Here is a 19,171-nt window from a genome sequence, read left to right as displayed (position 1 = left end):
CCCCCATGTCGTCTCCTAACAAAAGCTATATGAACCGGCTTCTGCGAGACTTCGTCCGCAACAAATATGTCTATATCATGCTGCTTCCCGTAGTCGCTTATTATGTCATCTTTCATTACGGGCCAATGTACGGCGTGCAGATTGCATTCAAGGACTATTCCCCGTCACGCGGGTTCTGGAACAGCTCCTGGATTGGCTTTCAGCACTTTAACGACTTCTTCAACAGCTTCTTCTTCTGGAGGCTGCTCAAGAATACGCTGCTCATTAGCCTGTACGAGGTGATCTTCGCCTTCCCGTCCGCCATTATACTGGCGCTGCTGCTCAATGAGGTGAGGCGGATGGCGTTCAAGCGCTGGGTGCAGACCATTACGTACTTGCCGCACTTCATCTCGCTTGTCGTCATATCGGGCATGCTGATCGACTTTCTGGCCCGCGACGGCATCATCAATCAGATTCTTGGCTTAGTCGGCATAGAGGCGATTCCGTTCTTCAGCTTGTCGGAATGGTTCCGTACAATCTATATCGGGTCGGGCGTATGGCAGAATGTCGGCTGGGGATCGATTATCTTTCTTGCGGCCATATCCAATATCGATCCTTCCCTGTATGAAGCCGCCAAGGTCGACGGAGCGGGTCGCTTGCGTCAAGTCATATCCATTACCATTCCAAGCATGATGCCGACGATCATGATTATGTTCATTCTGCAGATCGGAAGCTTTATGGCCGTCGGAACGGATAAGATTCTGCTGCTGTACAACCCGACGATCTATGAGACAGCGGATGTCATCGGCACTTATGTGTATCGGAAAGGCATATTGGAGTCCAGCTACAGCTATACGGCTGCCATCGGCTTGTTCAACTCGATCATCAACCTGGTCTTGCTTGTCCTGGCGAACTATTGGAGCCGAAGAAAAACCGATTCGGGATTATGGTAGGAGGTGCTTTCAGGATGATGAAAAGAAGCTTCGGAGAGCACTTCTTCGATAAAGGCAATACGCTGTTTCTAACCGGCCTTTGCTTTGTCACCGTCTATCCTTTTCTATATGTGCTATTCGCGTCATTAAGCGATCCGGCCGAACTGATTCGGTTCAGAGGGATCATGCTGTACCCGCAAGGATTCAGTCTGGAAGCGTACAAGCTCGTGTTCGCCAATCCCATGATTGTGCTCGGCTATGCCAATACGCTGTTCTACGTCATCGTGGGCACCTTCATTAATTTGCTGCTCACATCACTTGGCGCCTACGCCTTATCGCGCCGGACGGTCATGTTGAAGAATCCCATTATGATGATGATCGTATTCACCATGTTTTTCAACGGCGGGCTTATTCCGAACTTTCTTCTCATCAGCGATCTGGGGATGCTTAACACGAGATGGGCGCTTATTATTCCTGCAGCGATCAGCACGTACAATCTGATTATTATGCGGACATCATTCCTGGCGATTCCGGTCGCCCTGGAGGAATCTGCGAAGATAGACGGAGCGAACGACTTCACTGTGCTCTTCCGCATCGTGCTGCCCCTGTCGCTGCCGATCATCGCCGTTATGCTCCTCTTCTACGGCGTCACGCATTGGAACTCCTGGTTCAACGCCCTCATCTACTTGCGGGACCGGGAGCTGTATCCGCTGCAGCTCGTGCTGCGGGAAATACTGATTACGAACAGCATCGACGTCATGACGACCGGCGTAAGCGACGCCGATAAGTCGCTCCTGTCGGAGACGATCAAGTATGCCGCTATCATCATCGCCACCGTGCCGATACTGCTGCTGTATCCGTTCTTGCAGAAGTACTTCGTCAAGGGCGTCATGATCGGCGCGATAAAGGAGTAGTTATTCATCAGACGCAAAGGAGCAGTCCCTGCTGTCGTTCAGACTTGCGGGACTGCTCCTTCTTGCCTATGTCGCTAGCGTATCTTGCCTCAGTTACTCTCTTCACTCCAGACGATAGGGAATGATTCCGATCATATTCAGGCTTGCCGCTTCACGTCTTGCCCACTGTCCCGGCTGGCACGGAGCGTTTCTTCTTGCTGCCCCTCCTTCACATGCTTCAGCTGAGCTACAATGATGAAGCTGACGATGACGAGCAGGAACCATGAGCTGAGCTTCCCCCAGCTGACCGCCGTCCATGCCTCTCTCTGGTTGGGATATTGCCATGCGCCAAGGAAGGTGGCGATATTCTCAGCCAGCCATATGAACCATCCGATCAGAAAGAACGACACGGCCAGCGGCATACGCCTTGTAACGGACAACACCTTATACATGACGACTGTCCGGAAGAAGATGATAAATAACAAGGCGGTGAGCACCCAGCGAATGTCATAGATGTAATGATGCGTCATGAAATTCAGATAGATCGCCGCTCCAAGCGGAACGGTCCACACCGGCTTCGGCCAGCCGACGAGCGTCACGGCCAGTCTGCGCCACGCCTGGCACAAGTAGCTCGCCACGCTGGCATACATGAAGCCGCTGTACAGGGGAACCCCGAACAGCTTCGTCCACCCGTCCTGCGGATAGGACCACGAGCCGTGATGCACCTTGTACACCTCCAGCGCAATGCCGATCAGATGAAAGAGGCAGATCACCTTCAGCTCATCCTTCGACTCCATGCCTGACCGATACATGACGTACTGCGTCGCAAGACAAATGATGAACAGCAGATCGTAATCGGGAAGATAGGGCACGTCAATCACCTTGGTGATAGCGAGTGAGACGAAGATGATCACCGGAAAAAGGCATGACATCGCCTGCTGATAGCCAAAGTAAAGCAACGGCTTCCAAAAACGTTCCATCATCGCGTTCATCCGACGCCCGCAAGCAACGCAGCAATTGCTATGATCTTCTTCATGATGGAAACCCTCCTTTATTGCTCCTGCTCTTCATCCGATCCCGCATCCTTCGCATATGCCAGAATATCTCCCGGCTGGCACTCCAGCACCTCGCATATTTTCTCCAATGTAGAGAAGCGAACCGCCTTGGCTTTCCCCGTCTTCAGTATCGATAAATTGGCCATCGTAATGCCTACACGCTCTGAGAGCTCGGTTACGCTCATCTTGCGCTTGGCCAGCATCACATCAATGTTCACAATAATCGCCATATCGCAGCCCCCTCCTTAGATGGTCAGATCGTTCTCTGATTTGATCTGGAGAGCCTGCTTTAACAGCTCTTGCAGGACAGCGGCGAAGAACGCTACCGTCAAAGCGGCGAATACGATACTCGCTCCTGTTGCAGCAATTGCGGGACTCCATATCTGCCGCAGCGCCAGCGCTGCGAACATGACCGCGTACAGGACAGCGATCGTTGCGGCGCACTGCTTAATGCGCTGCAACGCCCGCACCGCCGACTCGGAGAACGCATCTCTGGCTTCAATGAGCTTTAACAAGACGTAGGCTTGATACAGCGCTATGAAGAATGGGATAGCCGTCACGTATACTCCGATTAGCAGCGGATAGCGCATAAGTGCCAAATCTGGGTGTATCCTGGCATAATGCTCGACAGACGCAGGCAACCAGACGACACACGCCATAATCGCAACTAGTCCCATGACTGCCAAGACCAGCTTCAAGAAAACAATACTTCCTCTGCGCATAGAAGCACCTCATCCCTTGGAAATGAGTACAGTTTACATTAAAATTTATCGTTTATCAATAAATATTTAGCGTTTAAAGATAATTACATGTTGCTATTCAATATTTATTGCAGCTTACGGAAAAGGGCGGTTGAGAATCCTTGCATGCAGGAAAGCAGTCATAGCCCGCTTCGACAGAGCCGACAAAGATCTACTTATATTGTTTTTAATCATATCCAGATAATTGTCGCTTGGCGGATTCAATTTGGTGATTCAGCTTGTCTACTCTATTAGAGATCGTCCACATATGTCCCAGTACATCTTCATGTTGTGTTATAATTTTGCATATTAGGATTGGCTTGAACAGGGAGGGAGTCATATTGAAGGCAACAGGGCTTCGGGTTATCGGTTACGTGGCTTCAAAACTTGCAGCCGCAGGGCTTGTATTTTTAGGATTTCTGGGTATGATGGCAGGATTCCAGCTATATGAAATGTCCGAGCTAGCCCGACAACTCCCACTGTGGAAATATATTTACGGCTATGCCGTCTTGTTCTCTGTCGTGGTAGATGCGATGCTATACAAGTGCAAGGCCGGCCCTTCCAAAATAGCGCTTACCGTCCTGCTTTATATACTCGGAGGGTATGTCCCTTTTTTATTTTGGTTTCCTGGCCAATGGTTCTTGAGCCTGTATGCTGGTGTCTTTGGCGTAGCCTGCGCACTTGCATTTCTCGCTGTATCCCATCTGTTTCGCGTGTTGCGGCTATACAGCGCAGTTGCAGCACTGCTGCTGCTTGCCGGATCCATCTACATATCCACGACCGACTTCACGGTGACTGAGCAGTGGACAGAGACGAGAACTGCCGACAGCTATCAAGCGGAATTTGCATACTTCAACGGACAGAAGGGAATTCCTGTCAAGCTTGAGAAGGGACAGACATTATCCTATAACATCGACTGGCAGATCACCAGCGGAGGTTATGGCACCTACTTGGACGCCAAGGGCGGGACGCACACGAGTACGGAGCAAGACGGGGAAGCATGGCTCATCTCCTACCGGGTCGATATGCCGTCCACTGTACGAATCGTCGTCACCGGCGATCAGGCACAGGGAGCGCTGAAGGTAGAGTGGGAAATATCCGGTTAAGGACGGATGACTTCGACTCCTGCGATAACTCCATTACAACAGGCTGCCGGTCATACCGGCAGCCTGTCTGCTATCCGAACAAGTCCGTCGACAGATAGCGTTCTCCTGAATCCGGAGCGATACAGAGCACTTGGGCGTCAGACGGCAGCACCTTCCCGATCTCAACTGCGAAGTAAGCCGATGCTGCGGAAGAAGCGCCAACGAGGATGCCTTCCTCGGATGCGAGTCTTCTCGCCATGTGCTGCGCATCGTCATCCCTGATATGCAGAATCTCATCATAGATGGAGGTATTAAGAATCGCAGGCACGAAGCCCGGACCCGTGCCTGGAATCTTATGTTTGCCTGGTTGACCGCCTGCTAGAACGGGCGAACCGACAGGCTCTACTGCGTATATTTTCAAATACGGCATCTTCTTCTTCAATTCTTCTCCGACACCCGTAATTGTACCGCCCGTTCCAGCCGTCAGCACCAGCGCATCCAGCTTCCCCTCGAACGCTTCATGGATTTCGACCGCTGTAGTCAAGCGATGCGCGTCCGAATTGGCCGGATTCTCGAATTGCATGGGGATGAAGCTGTCCTCCATCGTCTTAGCCAGTTCCTCGGCACAAGCGATCGCTCCACTCATCCCTTCATGCGCTGGGGTAAGCCGCACCTCTGCGCCGTATGCCATCATCACCTGCACACGCTCCCGGGTCGCACTCTCCGGCATCGTAATGATGCAGGGATACCCGAAAGCTGCGCTAACCATCGCAAGTCCAATTCCAGTATTGCCCGAGGTAGGCTCAATAATGGTGGAGATACCGCGCTTAATTTTGCCTTCTTGCTCTGCGCGCTGGATCATGTTGAAAGCTGCGCGATCCTTCACACTCTTGCCGGGATTGAAATATTCCAGCTTCATATAGACAGATGCGCCCATATCGGCTGCAACTCGTCTCAGCCTCACGATTGGCGTATCGCCTATAAGCTCTGTGACAGAAGAAACTATTCTCGACATTGTCAGCACACCCTCTCTAGTTGGTCATTGTCCGCACGATTGCTTCATGCGTTTACTTAAGCCCGAGCAGGCTCATAATCATCTGACTGTTCGCGGCGAAGCTCTCGTCGTTGCGATTCCGCGGTCTTGCCTGATAAGCGAGATCTTCTCTACAACCTGCCCGGGTCTTACGCTCATGACGAATATTTTGTCGGCTTCTATTGCCACTAATTTCATAAAGGAAATAATACGAAACACAAACATGCCGCAAGAATGCCTCGCGGATATCTTTACAATTCGTTAGTCCGCGATTATAATAAACGGAAGCAGTCTCCTGCAGCCTGCTGCCATTTGTACATATCGGGGTATGGCGCAGCCTGGTAGCGCGCACCCTTGGGGTGGGTGAGGTCGCTGGTTCGAATCCAGTTACTCCGATTTCTTTCAACACTTTATAGCTTTCGACGTTTTATCTGAACGTTATAAAGGTTGTAGTCACTGACAGTCACGCTTTAACCCATAAAGACCACTTTCTAAATGTAACGACTACATTTGGTGAGTGGTCTTTTCATGCTCATTAAACTTGCTATTAAATATTTCAGAATGAATTTCATACCTTTTGTTTAGAAAATAAATTGGTCACAAAGCTGAAATGATTATATCTTCCAATTTTTATATTGATTGCACATACAATACTTACTATACTGTAAATAGGTAAACGCATAGTGGTTGATGTTGGGTGCTGGCTGTCATCCTGTAGGCAAGGGGGTGAGAGCCTATGGATTATATAACTGTCTTTATTGCAGGAGCGACATTCGCTATGACACTGATGAAAGTTATAGCGAAAATACTCAAAGATGCAAAAAAGAAGTAGTCCACCCCAACCCTGACAAGTTGATGGATTACTTCTTTTAGAGGTGACACTATGCGTTTACCTCTTGCCTGTAGTGTATGACTTATTTGATTAAATTATACCAAGAAAAGAGGAGTGAGTCAATGTTGCCATTTGAATTAACAAAGCAAGCTGTGGGAATCGGTATAGAATATTGGTTCTTGCTTGGCATGGGCTTTGGGTTTTTGGTACATATGATTTATGAGCATGTCAAAGAACGCAAATAGCAAGTGCAGAGAAATAAAGATGAACAAAGAAGTATATAATTGGGAGTGTATTATTCATGGCATTTATCGGTTTATTTGCTTTTCTCGCCTTAATGTTCTTTATAGTAATGTCAATTGTTCCACCACTTAGGCGCAAAATTTCACCAAATTTCACCCTAAAGAAAAGTTTATTATTTGGATTAATTGCATTCGTCATTCTGGTTGTTGCAGCGGTGAGCGATCCTTCTGATGAAGAAACCACAACAACGATTGCTAGTGATAATAAAACTGTTGTAGAAACTAGGTCGGAAGCCAATTCAGAAACCAAAATAGAGCTTGCAAAAGAGCCAGTTAATAAAGAGTCAATCAAAGAAGCAAGTTCAACTCCTAAACCTACTATTGAACCAACTCCTGAGCCTACAGTAAAAGAAACAGCCAGCCAACGCAATGCAGTTCGTACCGCAAAAAGCTACCTAAATTATACGGCTTTCTCAAGGAAAGGCTTAATAGAACAATTAGAATTTGAAGGATATTCTACTGAAGATGCCGAATATGCAGTTGATCAAATTAACACAGATTGGAACGAACAAGCTGTAATTAAAGCGAAAGAGTATCTGGATTATTCATCATTCTCAGAGAAGGGCTTGAAAGAACAACTAGAGTTTGAAGGATTTACAAGCGAACAGGCTGAACATGGTGTCAGTCAGGCATACGAATAAGCTAATTAAATAACAACACTTCCGTTGCCTGTCTGGTAGCGGCTTTTTAATATGTCGGCTATTACACAAAAGTATTCCCTTTTCCTCCGAAACATGCCACAACTCGAAGCGCTCTCAACACTAATAGTTGTGGAACAGCATTAAGAATGTAACAGCTCGTTACTTCTCTCACCTGGACTCGCAAAACTTAAATCCCATTTCAATATAAACGGAGGAAGGGAAGGAATGGGAATATATTACTAACTTGTACATGTAACTGGTAATCATGATATAATGAAATTTACATGGATTGAAGCAGTGGGATGGGCATATTCGATGAGAAGGCGTCTGGAGGGAGATCGTATGAGCATGTTTGGTCAACGACTGAAGCAGTTGCGAAAAAAAAGGAAATTGACCATGCAGGAGGTAGCGGATTACGTAGGTGTGGCAAAAAGCACTTACGCCGGCTACGAATCTGGGTATAGACAGCCGACTATTGAATCGATTCAGACGATAGCCCGAAAGCTGCGGACATCGGCCGACTATCTATTAGGGCTAACGGATTACCCTGATCCTCCAGCCGAGATTAATCATAATGCCAAAGAATATTTGAATGTAGACAAGCTACATTGGGACGGGGTCCCCTTGGAGAAAGACGATCTGGAGCTTATACGCCATTTGCTTGAGCGCGTGCTTCGTGACCGCACCTCCCCCAAGGATGAATGAATCAGGACATCATCATCGCCTGAAGCTTCAATTCTGTCTCGCTGTGGATTTGTTTCAATATTTCGTTGAACGTTGACTTCCATTCCTTAATCGTATCTTGCGACACGCCATCTTTTTCCGCACGATCAATCACCTCGTTGAATTGCGCTTCGCATCCGTCCTGCGCAGTTTGCAGTTTGTTCGTCAGTTCGACGATCAAGGCTTGTACTGCGATCGGATCCGTTTTATCCACCTCCCCGATACTGACTTCCGCTTTCTGCAGCACCTGCTTCAAATCTTCTACGCAGACAGCTTGAACGGCAATCAGCTCGGCTTCATATAACGCGGCGGCATCGGCGGGCGTTGGCTCAGGCGATGGTTCAAGCGTCCCTTCGCTCTCTTCCGGTGTTGGATCGGGAGTTGGTTCGGGAGTTGGCCTTGGCGTAGGCATTGGCGTTGGACTGGGAGATCCGGGAATCGGCTTCGTCACAGGCTTATTCTCCTGCTTCGAATCCGGCTTGACCGGCACTTCCGGCGTTGTCGGCTTTTGGACAGTTCCAGCTAAGGAATCTCCGGCAGCAGTCTTCTCGTCATCGGCAACCGGTGCTGTCTCTTCTCCTGAGCCTTCCCCTTCGGAGCTGATGGATTCATTGCCGGAACCGGTATTCGCCGATTCCGCATTCACTTGCTGCAGCTTGTCCAGATCCACCATCACGACAGGCTCGTTATCCGCTTCGCTTGCATATATGGTCGGCTTATCCTCCGATTTCTCCTGCCAATACAATCCGCCCCACACGATCAATAACGTAACCGTCATCGTCGACAAGACGATAATGATCGGACTCGCATTGCCCGCTTGCGACCGTCGTTTCGTATGGGAACTTTTTTTCCCCATCTTGCTGGCACCGCCTTTCTATGCTTAAGACCATCAATAGACAGCCGAACCCGTTCGCCATGCGTGTGCGAACGAGTTCGGCTATCGTTTAAAATTCCAGCAGTTCGTTAATAATCATGGCAACCGTTTCATTGACCTTCTCCTTCACGACGCTCAACACTTCAGCCAGCCTCGAAGGCTCCAGTTCAAGCTTGAGCAGGTCTTTAGCAGCCTCATTGCCTGCGCGGACCGCATCCATTAGAAGATTAATTTTTTGATGATCGTGCTTGGCGGACGCTAGCTTGTCCTGAATCTTGTCCAGCTTGTCTTCCAATTGCTGCATAATCTTCTCAATCTTCTTTTCCACTTCACCCACGTCGCCGTTCACCAGCGTAACCTCCTGCTGGAACAATACCTTAGTCGAACGATCGAACGGAAGCGTCAGAGCCGCTTGAATGACAGCCGTTCCGGAGTCGACATTTTTCGGAATGGACACCTTGCCCTGCCAGTCTACCTTCACGACTTGATCGCCGGACACTTTGGACCACTTCAGCCAGCCGGTCGGGAATGCAATTCCGTACACCGACAGCGAATAATTATGCTGTCTGCCATTCTCCGACACTTTCACCGAAGCCTCCGAATCGGCACGAATATAGGCCACTGCCAATGCCTGCATCGCTTCCTCTTCATGCTTCAGCTTGCTCTGAAACGCCAGAGCGGTCGAACGAATATCCTTCGTCTTCACTCCCAACTCATGTAGCGCCTTCACAAGTGCATAGTCATCCTCTTCCTCCATCAGCTCTTCCAGCGCTTCGATGACCAGATTGTTCAGCTTGCCTTTATCGCTCAGCAGCTTGCCAAGCTCTGTAGCATTCATATCTTTCACGATATCCAGTATTTCGCCTTCCAGGCCACCGCGTTCCTCTCCGGCGCCGAATAATAGAATGAGGAAATCGTCCATGGACACGTCATTGACGCCGCCGGCAGCAGCCAATGTTTGTATGGCCGACTGATAATCTGGATTCGTCCGGATCGCATCCAGATCTGAAGCTTGCGGGTCGCAACGGAATAAGCCGATGGCGATGATCATATCGAACAGCGTTTTCTTCAATTCGTCCTTGTCCACCGAATCGGGAAGATGCTGGGCGATCGGCTTCCAGATCGGGTCGATTAGCCTATGATCCCTGTCGAAGCTGAGCGAGGCTAATTCCTCACGCAGTTCCCTTACTGCTTCGGCGTCTTCGGGATCGCCTGCCAGCAGCGCTTCTCGCAGCTCATTCATCCGTTCCATGAATTGCTCTGCCGGGAATACATTCCCGCTCCCGGCCGTCAACGTTACTTCCTTGCGGATAATCATTTTCGGCGAGCCGCCATAAGGATTAATCAGACTGGCCTGAATAACGGCAGATGCGCTCATCACATCATCCGGGATTGTCACAATGCCGTTTGCGCTTACCGACACATCGGGACTGCCCGACTCCTTGGACCACAGCACGACAAGCGAAGGAATGTCGACCGAGAATACCTTCAACCGATACTCGTGCTGGCGGCCGTCATCACTGACTTCCACCGCGGTCTCGGCGGCCGTCCGAATGTAGGCGACCGTCATCGCACGAATAGCAGGCACGTCCTTCTGCAGCTTCGCCTGGAAATTGCCTACAAGCGCTCGCACATCCTGTGCCGTCACATCGAGTTCGGATAATATAGCGCTGAACGTGTAGTCGTCTACTTGGGCAAGCAGCTTCTCTGTTGCCTGCAGCAGCACGTTCGTAATGCCTTCCTCGTCGGCAAGCAGGCTCATGAGCTGGGCGGAAGACAATTCTGCAAGCTCATCGACGATCGTCCCCTCTACGCCCCTGCGGCTTCCGCCATCGCCGAACAGGAAGACAAGGAAATCGTCAATCGTAATGTTCGCACTGCCGCCCGCAGCGGCTATCGTTTTCAGTGTCGCGCGAAACTCCGGGTTCGTTCGGATGGCTTCCAGCTGCGAAGCTTGCGGATCATAGCGGAATGAGCCGACAGCCTTGACGATGCGAAACAAATTCGCCTTCAGCTCCTGCTCGTTCGCATCATCCGGGAGATTGGCGCTGATCTTGCCCCACATCGGGTCCAGCAGATGCAGATTGGCTTCCACGTCCAAGGCTGCGATCTCGTCGCGCAAATTCCTTACATCCTGTACGTCGGCTGGCTCCCCCGCCAGCAACGCTTCATGAAGCTCGTTCATCCGATTCAAGAATACACCGGAGGGCAATCCCGCTTCAGCAGCGCTGGCTACCCCCACGGAGCCGGGCATCACCTGTCCTCCGCCGTATGACGGCAGGCCGGCCAACGATGCTCCGAGCAATGCAACGCTGAGCGTGGCCGCTGTAATCGACTTCCTTACTTTCAACATGTCTTCATCACCTCTTCTTTTATGGTTAAGCTATGTGTTGCTAGAATTGAAGAACAGGCATCTGCTGTTTCGTGCCTTGCTTCAGGCTGGGACGCCCGATCGAATCATAAATAAAACCGGTATTCAGCAAATCCTGCTCATCGAACACATTGCGTCCGTCAATCAAAATCGGGCGCTTCATTATCGACTGCAGCTGCATAAGATTCACCTGGGCGAATTCTTCCCAATCGGTAAGCAGGCAAAGCGCATCGGCACCTGATGCGGCGTCCATCGCCTTCCCGTGCCATGATACCCCTTCCCGCCCCAACAGCAGCCGGAAGTTGCCGGTTGCTACAGGATCGTAGGCTCTGACGCGAGCTCCTGCGTCAAGCAAGTGCGATATAATTTCAAGCGCAGGTGTATCTCGCACGTCGTCGGTGTTCGGCTTGAATGCCAGTCCCCATACTGCTACCGTCTTTCCTGCAAGCTCTCCGTCGAAGCACTTCTCCAGCTTTCGGATAATGCTGAAGCGCTGATCCTGATTCACTTCAACGACAGAACGAAGCAGCTTGAATTCATAATCGACATGGCCCGCGATTTGAATCAGCGCTTTCGTGTCCTTAGGGAAACATGATCCTCCATAACCGATGCCGGCATTCAAAAAAGATGGTCCGATTCGACGGTCGCGCCCCATGCCCTCCGCTACTCGCAACACGTCCGCTCCCACCTTTTCGCAAATGTTCGCGATTTCGTTGATGAACGAGATTTTGGTAGCCAGGAAAGCGTTGGATGCATATTTAATCATCTCCGCGCTCCGAATATCTGTCACCATCAGTTGATCCGTCAACGGATTGTGCAATTCCACCATCCTGCGAGCCGCCGCTTCCGATTCGGCGCCAATGACGATGCGGTCCGGATGCAATGTATCATGGACGGCGGTGCCCTCCCGCAGAAATTCTGGAAGCGAAATGCTGTCGAAAGGCTTATCCGTCATTGAGTGGATAATGCCGGCCAGCCGTTCGTTCGTCCCGACAGGAACAGTGCTTTTCACGGCAATCATTTTGTACCCGTCCATCGCCATCGCAATCTCTTTCGCAGCGCCGTCGATATAGCTCAGATTGGCTTCACCGTTAGGCAGCGGGGGCGTTCCAACCGCGATAATGATGAGCTCGGAGCGCCGAACGGAAGAGGGTAGATCGGTCGTGAATGACAGCCTGTCGGCAAGTCGTTCTCCCTCGATCAGCTTCTTCAGGCCCGGCTCATAGATCGGAATTTCGCCGTCTTGCAGCATGTCGATTTTGGCGGGCTCCTTATCGACACAGACGACTTCATGGCCTATCTCCGCGTAGCATACGCCTGATACGAGCCCGACGTATCCGGTCCCGATGACTGTAATTTTCATGCCTCTTCCTCCCTTTTCGTCAAGCGGTGCACAGGTCCAAGATTTCATTCCAGTCGTAAGCCAGGCGCACAATATCCTCCTCGATCAGCTGCGTTCCTGTCTGCACTTCGATGATTTCCATCTCGGTGTCCGCGCGCAGGCTGTGCCGGCTTTCCTTCTCGATCGTCAGCACATCGCCGGCCTTGACCCGAAACATTCTGCCGTTGAGCACCACCTCCCCTTCGCCGGAAATAATCGTCCACACCTCGCGTCTCAGCTGATGGTACTGATAGCTCAGATTTTGCGAAGAGCTTACGCATATGCGCTTCGTCAGCACTTCCGTTCCGCCCGGATATTTCAAATAATCGAGTACCCGGTAGCGCCCCCAGCGCCGCTCCTCGTACATCGGCCGCTGGTCGGAATGCTTCATGATTTCTTTGATCATCGGACTCGCGTCCTTGTCTGATACGAGTATGCCGTCAGGACTCGCAGCTACGACCACATTGGACAGATTGAGAAGCGTAATGGGGATATCAAGCTCGTTGATGACATGCGTATTGTCCGAGGTTCCGGCAATCATCCCTTTGCCGATCAACGAATCGCGAATTTGCTCCGTTAGCGTGTTCCAGGTTCCTAGATCCTTCCACTCGCCTTCGTATGGCATAGCCACGATGCGATTGGAGCGCTCTACGATTTCGTAATCGAAGCTGGTCTTGGGGAGCTGGGCATATCGCTTCAACATTTCGTTATATTGAATCGGATAGCCGCCGGCAATGAGAATGTTTATTAGAAATTCCAGCTTGAAGGCGAACACGCCGCAATTCCAGAGCGCCGATTGTTCCATCATCCGGATCGCTTCCTCACTGGCCGGCTTTTCCTTGAAGCTGCTCACCTTGCAATAGGACAGCTCCCCACGAATATCCCGAACAGAGATTGGCTCAGAGTCCTCCGCCGGCACGATGTAGCCGTACTTCTCCGAAGGGAAGGTCGGCTTGACGCCCATCAGCGCCAAGTCGGCTCCGGAATGATCCAATACCCGCTCCAATTCCTTTGCTTTTTGGAAGAACGATGTGTCCACATAGGGATCAACCGGCATGACAACTACGGTTTCACTGAGACCGACGCCTTCCACAGAGTACAAATAAGCGACGGACAGCGCGATAGCCGGAAACGTATCTCTTCGCTCCGGCTCGACGATTATCTCGACTTCGCTGCCAAGCTGGCTTTGAATCATCTCGACCTGCGGCTGGCTTGTTGCGATATAGGCATGCCGCCGCAGTCCGGCCTCTTCGATTTGTCCCCATACTCGCTTAACCATGGATTCCGGACTACCTGTAGCATCCGGCAGCACCTTCAAAAACTGCTTGGATCTGGAGTCATTAGAAAGCGGCCACAGCCGCTTGCCCGATCCTCCCGACAACAACACTATTTTCATCTGGAATTCCTCCCCTATCGAATCATCTCATCCGCTAATGCGTTTCCTCGGAGCCCGCCAGGCGGGCCGTCTGCACACTGCTCGTCCACGTATGAAAGTAACCGGAGTTTTTGCCGTATGAATTGTCGAACAGCGTGTTGGGCTTGTCCAATAGGCAGGACAGAATGTGGCCGTGCAGCCTGGACGTTTGAACCGCTTCATATTGACTGAAGCGACGAATCGCCTTGTCCACCAAGTAGTCGCTGTATTTGCTCCAGATCGTCCCCATCGGCAGCGGCCCCGTTCCCTTCTTCAACATCCGCCCGATCAAATAAATCGACTTGCGTTCCACGCGATTGTACAGCGAGCACCAGTCCAGACAGTCATCTGAGCCGCCCTCTTCAAGTGCGATCTGATCATTGGTCTTCTCCATATCGGTGCGGAGGAACCGCAGCAGTTTTTTGCCCGGCTTGCTTGCCGGAACAATCGGCCACAGCTGATGGGCCATATCCGGAGAAAGGTAGATCGAACATTGCCCGAACCACTCCTTGGCCGCCTTGTAAGACAACGGGTCCCTTACGAATAAGTGCACATCGGGATGCCGGTTGAAAATATGGGCCGTCTGCCGAAACTCCGAATCCTTCCGATAAAAAATCGTTTGCGGCAAAATAACGATACGATTATGCGGATAACTTGCCACGACCCGCTCCCGAAGCTTCTGGTGTACGGGATACAAATCTCCGAAATTACCCCCGCCCTGCAGCACAATGATATGATCGCGCGGAACCGCAAGCGATTCGGGAAAATCCAGGACGCTATAACGCGCGTGGATACGAATGCCGTTCTCCCTGAAAAAAGCCTCGGTTCCTTTCATAATCAACAGATCGCCGCCGTTGTTATAAACGGGATAATCGATATATTGAATGGTCGAACCCTTCGGAATAACCGTCAGTATGCGGCTAAGCTGACACTTCAGTTCGTCCATAGGATGCCGGCTGCGCTCTTGCATCTCCTTCGGCGGTTGCATCGCCTGCGAATCAGCCCACTCTTCGGCTTGCGCCCCGGATGCCGTCCCGCATGAAGCCTCCTTTGGCGGACACATGACCGGCGAATCCTGCACTGCTGCATGCCCCAAAGCTGATGGCTTTGGCGGCGTCTTAGTGTGTTCCATCTGCATGTTCATTCGCTCCTTTGCGACGTTTTTTCTCTTGCATCCGCATCTGAAGAAAGCGGAAGTCCGTTCGGTCAAACAGCAGGGTCGACAGCCGCTCCCGAAATGTAATGCGCATGGCCAGAAGCGTTACCCCCAGCCGGATGAACGAGCCGATTAACAGGGACAACGCGATGCCGTTAAGGCCGTACTGCGGTACTAGCAGGAAGAACAGCCCAATCGTCGCCGCCAGCGCGATCATCTGCCTGATCAGCACGAGCCCCGGCCTGCCCATTGCGTTGAACGCAGATGCGAGAATCCACGATCCGCCGCCGATCATGCACTCTACCGACAGCAGATAGAAGGCGAAGCTAGCTTCCAGGAACGGTTCTCCGAACAAGACGCCCATTAGGAAGCGGCCAATCAGCATGCAAGGAACCGCCGCTATCGCCATTAATAGCATCGAGAGCCGGAACGCCCGAGCGACCGTGGCGATGATGACGCTTTTGTCCTGACCCGTCACTTTCGGAAACACAACATTCGTAATCGCCATCTGCACAACGTTGAACACACGCGACAGCGCATAGACGACCGTATACAACCCTAACTCTCTGGCTGAAAGCATCGTCAGAATAATGAGCTTGTCGAATTGGGCGTATAACGTCCCGAGCAGTTCCACGCCGAACACCCTGCTGCCGTACCCAAGCAGCGCCTTGGCCGCCAGCCGGTTGCCTAGCCCCTTCAGCCAGTTGATAGCCAGCGAGTCCCGCAGACTGTAGAATGTCCAGACGACGACCGCCGCGCTTGTGGCGAGGAAGACAGCCGCCGCTGCGGACAGCGACGGATGACCCGCAGCCCATAACGCTGTCAGACCGATGAAGTTGAACAACGGTACGGACAGCCGCAAACCATTGTATGTCTGGAATCGGCCCGTGCTTTGCGCTAGAGCGGCCAGAAGATTGATCGCGAGCAAGATCGGCAGCATGGCAACCGCGTACCATCTTGCGGTTTCCACGACCTCACCGGGATAATTCGCCAGCCAGGAAGGCATCCAAGTCCAGGCAGCTGCCCCCGTCACAAGTACGACGGGAAGCTGGAATAGAAAGCCCGCCCGGATGAAGTCGGCGCTGCTGCCCTTGTTGTTTTTTAAATTGTAGATCAGTGAAGTGGGCAGCCCGAATGACACCAGCCCGGCCAACAGCGTTGGCCAGTACAGAATGGCCGAGAATTCTCCCTTCCCGACGACGCCGAACATGCGGGCCGATGCGATTGAGGTCAGCGTGCTCAGCACCATCACGAGCAGGTTGGTAGCACTGGTGCGGAAGATCGTGCCGACAAGCCCTCCGCTCCTCCACACTTTGCTCAAAGCGATTTGCGCCATCTGCCGTCAGCCCTTCCCGCCATACCGAAGAATTCCGACAAGCGTTCCGTTGCGGTAGCAGATGTTGCTCACCTGGCGGATGAACGCCTTGGGATGGAAAACCGCGGGCAGCGTCGCCATAATGGCTTGCAGCATGCGTATGATATGCTTGGCCATGGCCCAAGCGCTTCGGTCCCCGCGTTTTACCGCATCGCTGACGCCTTGCCAAAAAATGCGCCTGAGAAACCATTTCCTCGTTGTGCGCGTCTTGGCGATTTTATGTCTGACGGAACCGTGAGGCGTATAGACAACCTTATGCTTCCTGCGCAATCTGGCGATCAACTCGCTCTCCTCACTGGACAGCAGCTTGCTGCCAACCCGTCCCAGATCTTCCCGGAATAACTCCCCTTCCATTAACGCGCTTGTCCGAAAGGCGACATTCGCTCCGTATGGAATCGCGGGCGCTTCCATCTCCGTTATCGAATCCGCAAAGTCCAGAATCGTAAATACGGAGCGGTGCTCGTCCGGTATCCATGCCGGCTCCCCCGCTTCCCAGATCGGGTCGATTCGTCCTCCGACGCAGCCGATACCGGAATCGCCCTCGAATACATGCAGTATCTCCTCCACCCATTCCCGGGACGCAAGGGCGTCATCGTCCAGAAATAAAATATATTCTCCTCTCGCCTCGCGAATAGCCCGGTTGCGGGCGACCGACAGCCCTAGTCGCTGCTCGTACACATAACGCACCCGGGGGCCATGCCTGTCGCATAGCGCTCCGATGACCTCGGCGGTAGTGTCCGTCGAACCGTTATCTACGACGATGATCTCCATATCATCACCGCGATAGCTGCCGTCCAGCACACTCTGAACTGCCTCCCTCGTATCCTCTGCCCGGTTGTGGGTACAGACGGCTACCGTTGCTTTCATCCATTCATCCCCGTTCTTCGTTACTTGTGATGCCGGTGAACCATCCTCCTCTAAACGGCCAGATACACCCGCAGCCCGAGCGAGCCCGATACACCCGTTTCGTCTTCTTCGCGACCACACTCTATACAGCCCGAGTTCGATACACCCGTTTCGTCTTCTTCGCGACCACACTCTATACTGCCCGAGTTCGATACACCCGTTTCGTCGATTGCGCAATCACACTCTATACTGCCCGAGTTCGATACACCCGTTTCGTCTTCTTCGCGACCACACTCTATACAGCCCGAGTTCGATACACCCGTTTCGTCGATTGCGCAATCACACTCTATACTGCCCGAGCCCGATACACCCGTTTCGTCTTCTGCGCGACCACACTCCAATCCAGCTCCCTGAGCGCTTCCTCGTAGCGGGATGTCCGCTGCCCGTATTTGACACTACGCGCAGTCATAAGCGCATTGTCCAATCCCCCGGGCTTCGCCGGATCGTAGGTCACGACCATGCCCTCCCGGAAATATTCATTCACGAATTCATTGTCCGGCATGACAACGAGCTTCTGGAACGACAGTCCCAGAATCGCCGAACCCGAAGTTGTGATTTCCTTGTAAGGCAACACCAGCACGTCCGCAGCACGAACCAGGTCTGCTACTTCCTCATTCGGAACGAAGCCAAGCCGCAGTACGATATTGTCGGCATCTTCCATCTGGCGCAAATACCGCTCTTGCTCCTCATCCGCTTTGCCCGCAATAAGTAAATGCGTTTCCTTGGTCTTTATCGCATTGAACGCCTGAATCAAATCTTCGACACCCTTATAAGCCTTGATCGCGCCCATAAACAGGAAGACGTCTGCTTTCTCGTCAATTCCGTATTCCTTACGGAGGCAGATGCCTTGCGGCTTGTATACGTCCAGATAGTGTCCGTGCTTGACGACATGGAGCTTGTCGGGCGGAACGCCGAACTCCTTAACGGCTTTGCGCTTGATCGATTCAGAGGCGACGATTAGCCCTGTGCAGAAATGGCATATAAGCGAGCGCATCCAACGTTCCAAGCGTCCATACTTCATCTGATGCGGGTACAAGTTGTGAATCGTCCAGACTAATCCGATGTTCCGCAACCGCAAATAAAGCATCGTCAAGATCAGAATGAGCGACTTGACCACGAACAGAAGCGGGTTACTGTGCTGATAAGCATGATGAATCCAATGGATATGGACCGTATCCCCAGGCTTCACTCTGCCGATCTTCAGCATCAGTCTGCCGTGCTCCAGATCCATCACCTCAATGCCCGCTTCACCCAATGAATCCGACAATAGATCGTTGTACCTGTTCAACGGGCTTGATTTCGGCCACATCCATACTTTCACAAATCCGCTTCCCTTCTGTTCAGTAAAATGTAATTTGTACGATATTCCGTGTCCAACTCACAGCGTTATCCTGTACCACCTCGCAGCCCCATTCCGTACCAGCTCGAAAAAGTAACCGTTCATCGCTCAAAATGGCCACCTAGACGCTCCACCCTGTG

General features: G+C 51.9%; 18 protein-coding genes and 1 tRNA gene. 7 read left to right on the top strand and 12 right to left on the bottom strand.

Going from position 1 to position 19,171, the window contains the following annotated elements; all coding sequences use genetic code 11:
• Positions 1 to 5: 5 nt before the first annotated feature.
• Together M6D81_RS04585 and M6D81_RS04580 are read left to right on the top strand one after the other, a co-directional pair.
• Positions 6 to 932, top strand: a complete 927-nt coding sequence (locus tag M6D81_RS04585; RefSeq protein ID WP_262675646.1) for an ABC transporter permease — start codon at positions 6 to 8, stop codon at positions 930 to 932.
• Between the two features lie 14 nt (positions 933 to 946).
• Positions 947 to 1,825 carry a carbohydrate ABC transporter permease gene (locus M6D81_RS04580; protein WP_262675645.1) on the top strand — a complete coding sequence of 293 codons (879 nt, stop codon included), beginning with the start codon at positions 947 to 949 and terminating at the stop codon, positions 1,823 to 1,825.
• Between the two features lie 137 nt (positions 1,826 to 1,962).
• Here M6D81_RS04580 and M6D81_RS04575 read toward each other — a convergent pair whose 3' ends face one another.
• The 3 genes from M6D81_RS04575 to M6D81_RS04565 all read right to left on the bottom strand — a co-directional run bounded on the left by M6D81_RS04575 (position 1,963) and on the right by M6D81_RS04565 (position 3,581).
• Positions 1,963 to 2,784 (bottom strand): DUF817 domain-containing protein, encoded by an 822-nt coding sequence (locus M6D81_RS04575; protein ID WP_262675769.1) that lies wholly within the window; start codon positions 2,782 to 2,784, stop codon positions 1,963 to 1,965.
• 71 nt (positions 2,785 to 2,855) lie between these two features.
• A complete protein-coding gene (locus M6D81_RS04570; protein WP_262675644.1) occupies positions 2,856 to 3,089 on the bottom strand; it encodes a helix-turn-helix domain-containing protein in 234 nt (77 codons plus the stop codon).
• Between the two features lie 15 nt (positions 3,090 to 3,104).
• A complete protein-coding gene (locus M6D81_RS04565) occupies positions 3,105 to 3,581 on the bottom strand; it encodes a DUF2975 domain-containing protein (RefSeq protein ID WP_262675643.1) in 477 nt (158 codons plus the stop codon).
• A gap of 359 nt (positions 3,582 to 3,940) precedes the next feature.
• On the opposite strand from M6D81_RS04565, the gene M6D81_RS04560 reads away from it, so the two are divergent.
• Positions 3,941 to 4,705 carry a hypothetical protein gene (locus M6D81_RS04560; RefSeq protein WP_262675642.1) on the top strand — a complete coding sequence of 255 codons (765 nt, stop codon included), beginning with the start codon at positions 3,941 to 3,943 and terminating at the stop codon, positions 4,703 to 4,705.
• A gap of 70 nt (positions 4,706 to 4,775) precedes the next feature.
• Here the strand turns inward: M6D81_RS04560 and cysK are convergent, their stop codons facing one another.
• Complete coding sequence (cysK, locus tag M6D81_RS04555; RefSeq protein ID WP_262675641.1) at positions 4,776 to 5,699, bottom strand: cysteine synthase A; 924 nt, start codon at positions 5,697 to 5,699, stop codon at positions 4,776 to 4,778.
• A gap of 340 nt (positions 5,700 to 6,039) precedes the next feature.
• Between cysK and M6D81_RS04550 the strand changes: the two genes are divergently transcribed.
• The 4 genes from M6D81_RS04550 to M6D81_RS04535 all read left to right on the top strand — a co-directional run bounded on the left by M6D81_RS04550 (position 6,040) and on the right by M6D81_RS04535 (position 8,197).
• Positions 6,040 to 6,113 (top strand) — tRNA-Pro (locus M6D81_RS04550).
• Between the two features lie 558 nt (positions 6,114 to 6,671).
• Complete coding sequence (locus tag M6D81_RS04545; RefSeq protein WP_262675640.1) at positions 6,672 to 6,794, top strand: hypothetical protein; 123 nt, start codon at positions 6,672 to 6,674, stop codon at positions 6,792 to 6,794.
• 56 nt (positions 6,795 to 6,850) lie between these two features.
• Entirely contained in the window at positions 6,851 to 7,492 is a 642-nt protein-coding gene (locus tag M6D81_RS04540; protein ID WP_262675639.1) for an Ltp family lipoprotein, read from the top strand.
• Between the two features lie 342 nt (positions 7,493 to 7,834).
• Complete coding sequence (locus M6D81_RS04535; protein ID WP_262675638.1) at positions 7,835 to 8,197, top strand: helix-turn-helix domain-containing protein; 363 nt, start codon at positions 7,835 to 7,837, stop codon at positions 8,195 to 8,197.
• A gap of 1 nt (position 8,198) precedes the next feature.
• On the opposite strand, the gene M6D81_RS04530 is transcribed toward M6D81_RS04535, so the two are convergent.
• The 8 genes from M6D81_RS04530 to M6D81_RS04495 all read right to left on the bottom strand — a co-directional run bounded on the left by M6D81_RS04530 (position 8,199) and on the right by M6D81_RS04495 (position 19,013).
• Positions 8,199 to 9,071: a hypothetical protein gene (locus M6D81_RS04530; protein ID WP_262675637.1), complete on the bottom strand. Its 873-nt coding sequence runs from the start codon at positions 9,069 to 9,071 to the stop codon at positions 8,199 to 8,201.
• An 88-nt stretch (positions 9,072 to 9,159) separates the two neighbouring features.
• Positions 9,160 to 11,442 (bottom strand): hypothetical protein, encoded by a 2,283-nt coding sequence (locus tag M6D81_RS04525; protein WP_262675636.1) that lies wholly within the window; start codon positions 11,440 to 11,442, stop codon positions 9,160 to 9,162.
• Positions 11,443 to 11,482: 40 nt separating this feature from the next.
• Positions 11,483 to 12,823 (bottom strand): UDP-glucose dehydrogenase family protein, encoded by a 1,341-nt coding sequence (locus tag M6D81_RS04520; protein WP_262675635.1) that lies wholly within the window; start codon positions 12,821 to 12,823, stop codon positions 11,483 to 11,485.
• A gap of 19 nt (positions 12,824 to 12,842) precedes the next feature.
• On the bottom strand, positions 12,843 to 14,237 hold the full coding sequence (locus M6D81_RS04515; RefSeq protein ID WP_262675634.1) for a sugar phosphate nucleotidyltransferase: 1,395 nt from the start codon (positions 14,235 to 14,237) through the stop codon (positions 12,843 to 12,845).
• 34 nt (positions 14,238 to 14,271) lie between these two features.
• Positions 14,272 to 15,225: a polysaccharide pyruvyl transferase family protein gene (locus M6D81_RS04510; RefSeq protein WP_410795692.1), complete on the bottom strand. Its 954-nt coding sequence runs from the start codon at positions 15,223 to 15,225 to the stop codon at positions 14,272 to 14,274.
• Positions 15,226 to 15,373: 148 nt separating this feature from the next.
• Entirely contained in the window at positions 15,374 to 16,747 is a 1,374-nt protein-coding gene (locus M6D81_RS04505; RefSeq protein ID WP_262675632.1) for an oligosaccharide flippase family protein, read from the bottom strand.
• Positions 16,748 to 16,753: 6 nt separating this feature from the next.
• The gene (locus M6D81_RS04500) at positions 16,754 to 17,653 is read right to left on the bottom strand and encodes a glycosyltransferase family 2 protein (RefSeq protein ID WP_262675631.1); all 900 of its coding nucleotides are present in this window, start codon (positions 17,651 to 17,653) and stop codon (positions 16,754 to 16,756) included.
• A 325-nt stretch (positions 17,654 to 17,978) separates the two neighbouring features.
• Complete coding sequence (locus tag M6D81_RS04495) at positions 17,979 to 19,013, bottom strand: glycosyltransferase family 4 protein (RefSeq protein WP_262675630.1); 1,035 nt, start codon at positions 19,011 to 19,013, stop codon at positions 17,979 to 17,981.
• Positions 19,014 to 19,171 lie beyond the last annotated feature (158 nt).

Source organism: Paenibacillus sp. J5C2022, from assembly GCF_025567625.1.
Taxonomy (GTDB): domain Bacteria; phylum Bacillota; class Bacilli; order Paenibacillales; family Paenibacillaceae; genus Pristimantibacillus.
Note: the sequence above shows the minus strand (reverse complement) of the source record. Positions and strands in the feature narration are given on the sequence as shown.

Coding starts and splice junctions, on each gene's coding strand:
- M6D81_RS04585 (WP_262675646.1), top strand. CDS start 6: ATGTCGTCTCCTAACAAAAGCTATATGAACCGGCTTCTGCGAGACTTC.
- M6D81_RS04580 (WP_262675645.1), top strand. CDS start 947: ATGATGAAAAGAAGCTTCGGAGAGCACTTCTTCGATAAAGGCAATACG.
- M6D81_RS04575 (WP_262675769.1), bottom strand. CDS start 2,784: ATGGAACGTTTTTGGAAGCCGTTGCTTTACTTTGGCTATCAGCAGGCG.
- M6D81_RS04570 (WP_262675644.1), bottom strand. CDS start 3,089: ATGGCGATTATTGTGAACATTGATGTGATGCTGGCCAAGCGCAAGATG.
- M6D81_RS04565 (WP_262675643.1), bottom strand. CDS start 3,581: ATGCGCAGAGGAAGTATTGTTTTCTTGAAGCTGGTCTTGGCAGTCATG.
- cysK (WP_262675641.1), bottom strand. CDS start 5,699: ATGTCGAGAATAGTTTCTTCTGTCACAGAGCTTATAGGCGATACGCCA.
- M6D81_RS04545 (WP_262675640.1), top strand. CDS start 6,672: ATGTTGCCATTTGAATTAACAAAGCAAGCTGTGGGAATCGGTATAGAA.
- M6D81_RS04540 (WP_262675639.1), top strand. CDS start 6,851: ATGGCATTTATCGGTTTATTTGCTTTTCTCGCCTTAATGTTCTTTATA.
- M6D81_RS04535 (WP_262675638.1), top strand. CDS start 7,835: ATGAGCATGTTTGGTCAACGACTGAAGCAGTTGCGAAAAAAAAGGAAA.
- M6D81_RS04530 (WP_262675637.1), bottom strand. CDS start 9,071: ATGGGGAAAAAAAGTTCCCATACGAAACGACGGTCGCAAGCGGGCAAT.
- M6D81_RS04525 (WP_262675636.1), bottom strand. CDS start 11,442: ATGTTGAAAGTAAGGAAGTCGATTACAGCGGCCACGCTCAGCGTTGCA.
- M6D81_RS04520 (WP_262675635.1), bottom strand. CDS start 12,823: ATGAAAATTACAGTCATCGGGACCGGATACGTCGGGCTCGTATCAGGC.
- M6D81_RS04515 (WP_262675634.1), bottom strand. CDS start 14,237: ATGAAAATAGTGTTGTTGTCGGGAGGATCGGGCAAGCGGCTGTGGCCG.
- M6D81_RS04510 (WP_410795692.1), bottom strand. CDS start 15,225: ATGCAAGAGCGCAGCCGGCATCCTATGGACGAACTGAAGTGTCAGCTT.
- M6D81_RS04505 (WP_262675632.1), bottom strand. CDS start 16,747: ATGGCGCAAATCGCTTTGAGCAAAGTGTGGAGGAGCGGAGGGCTTGTC.
- M6D81_RS04500 (WP_262675631.1), bottom strand. CDS start 17,653: ATGAAAGCAACGGTAGCCGTCTGTACCCACAACCGGGCAGAGGATACG.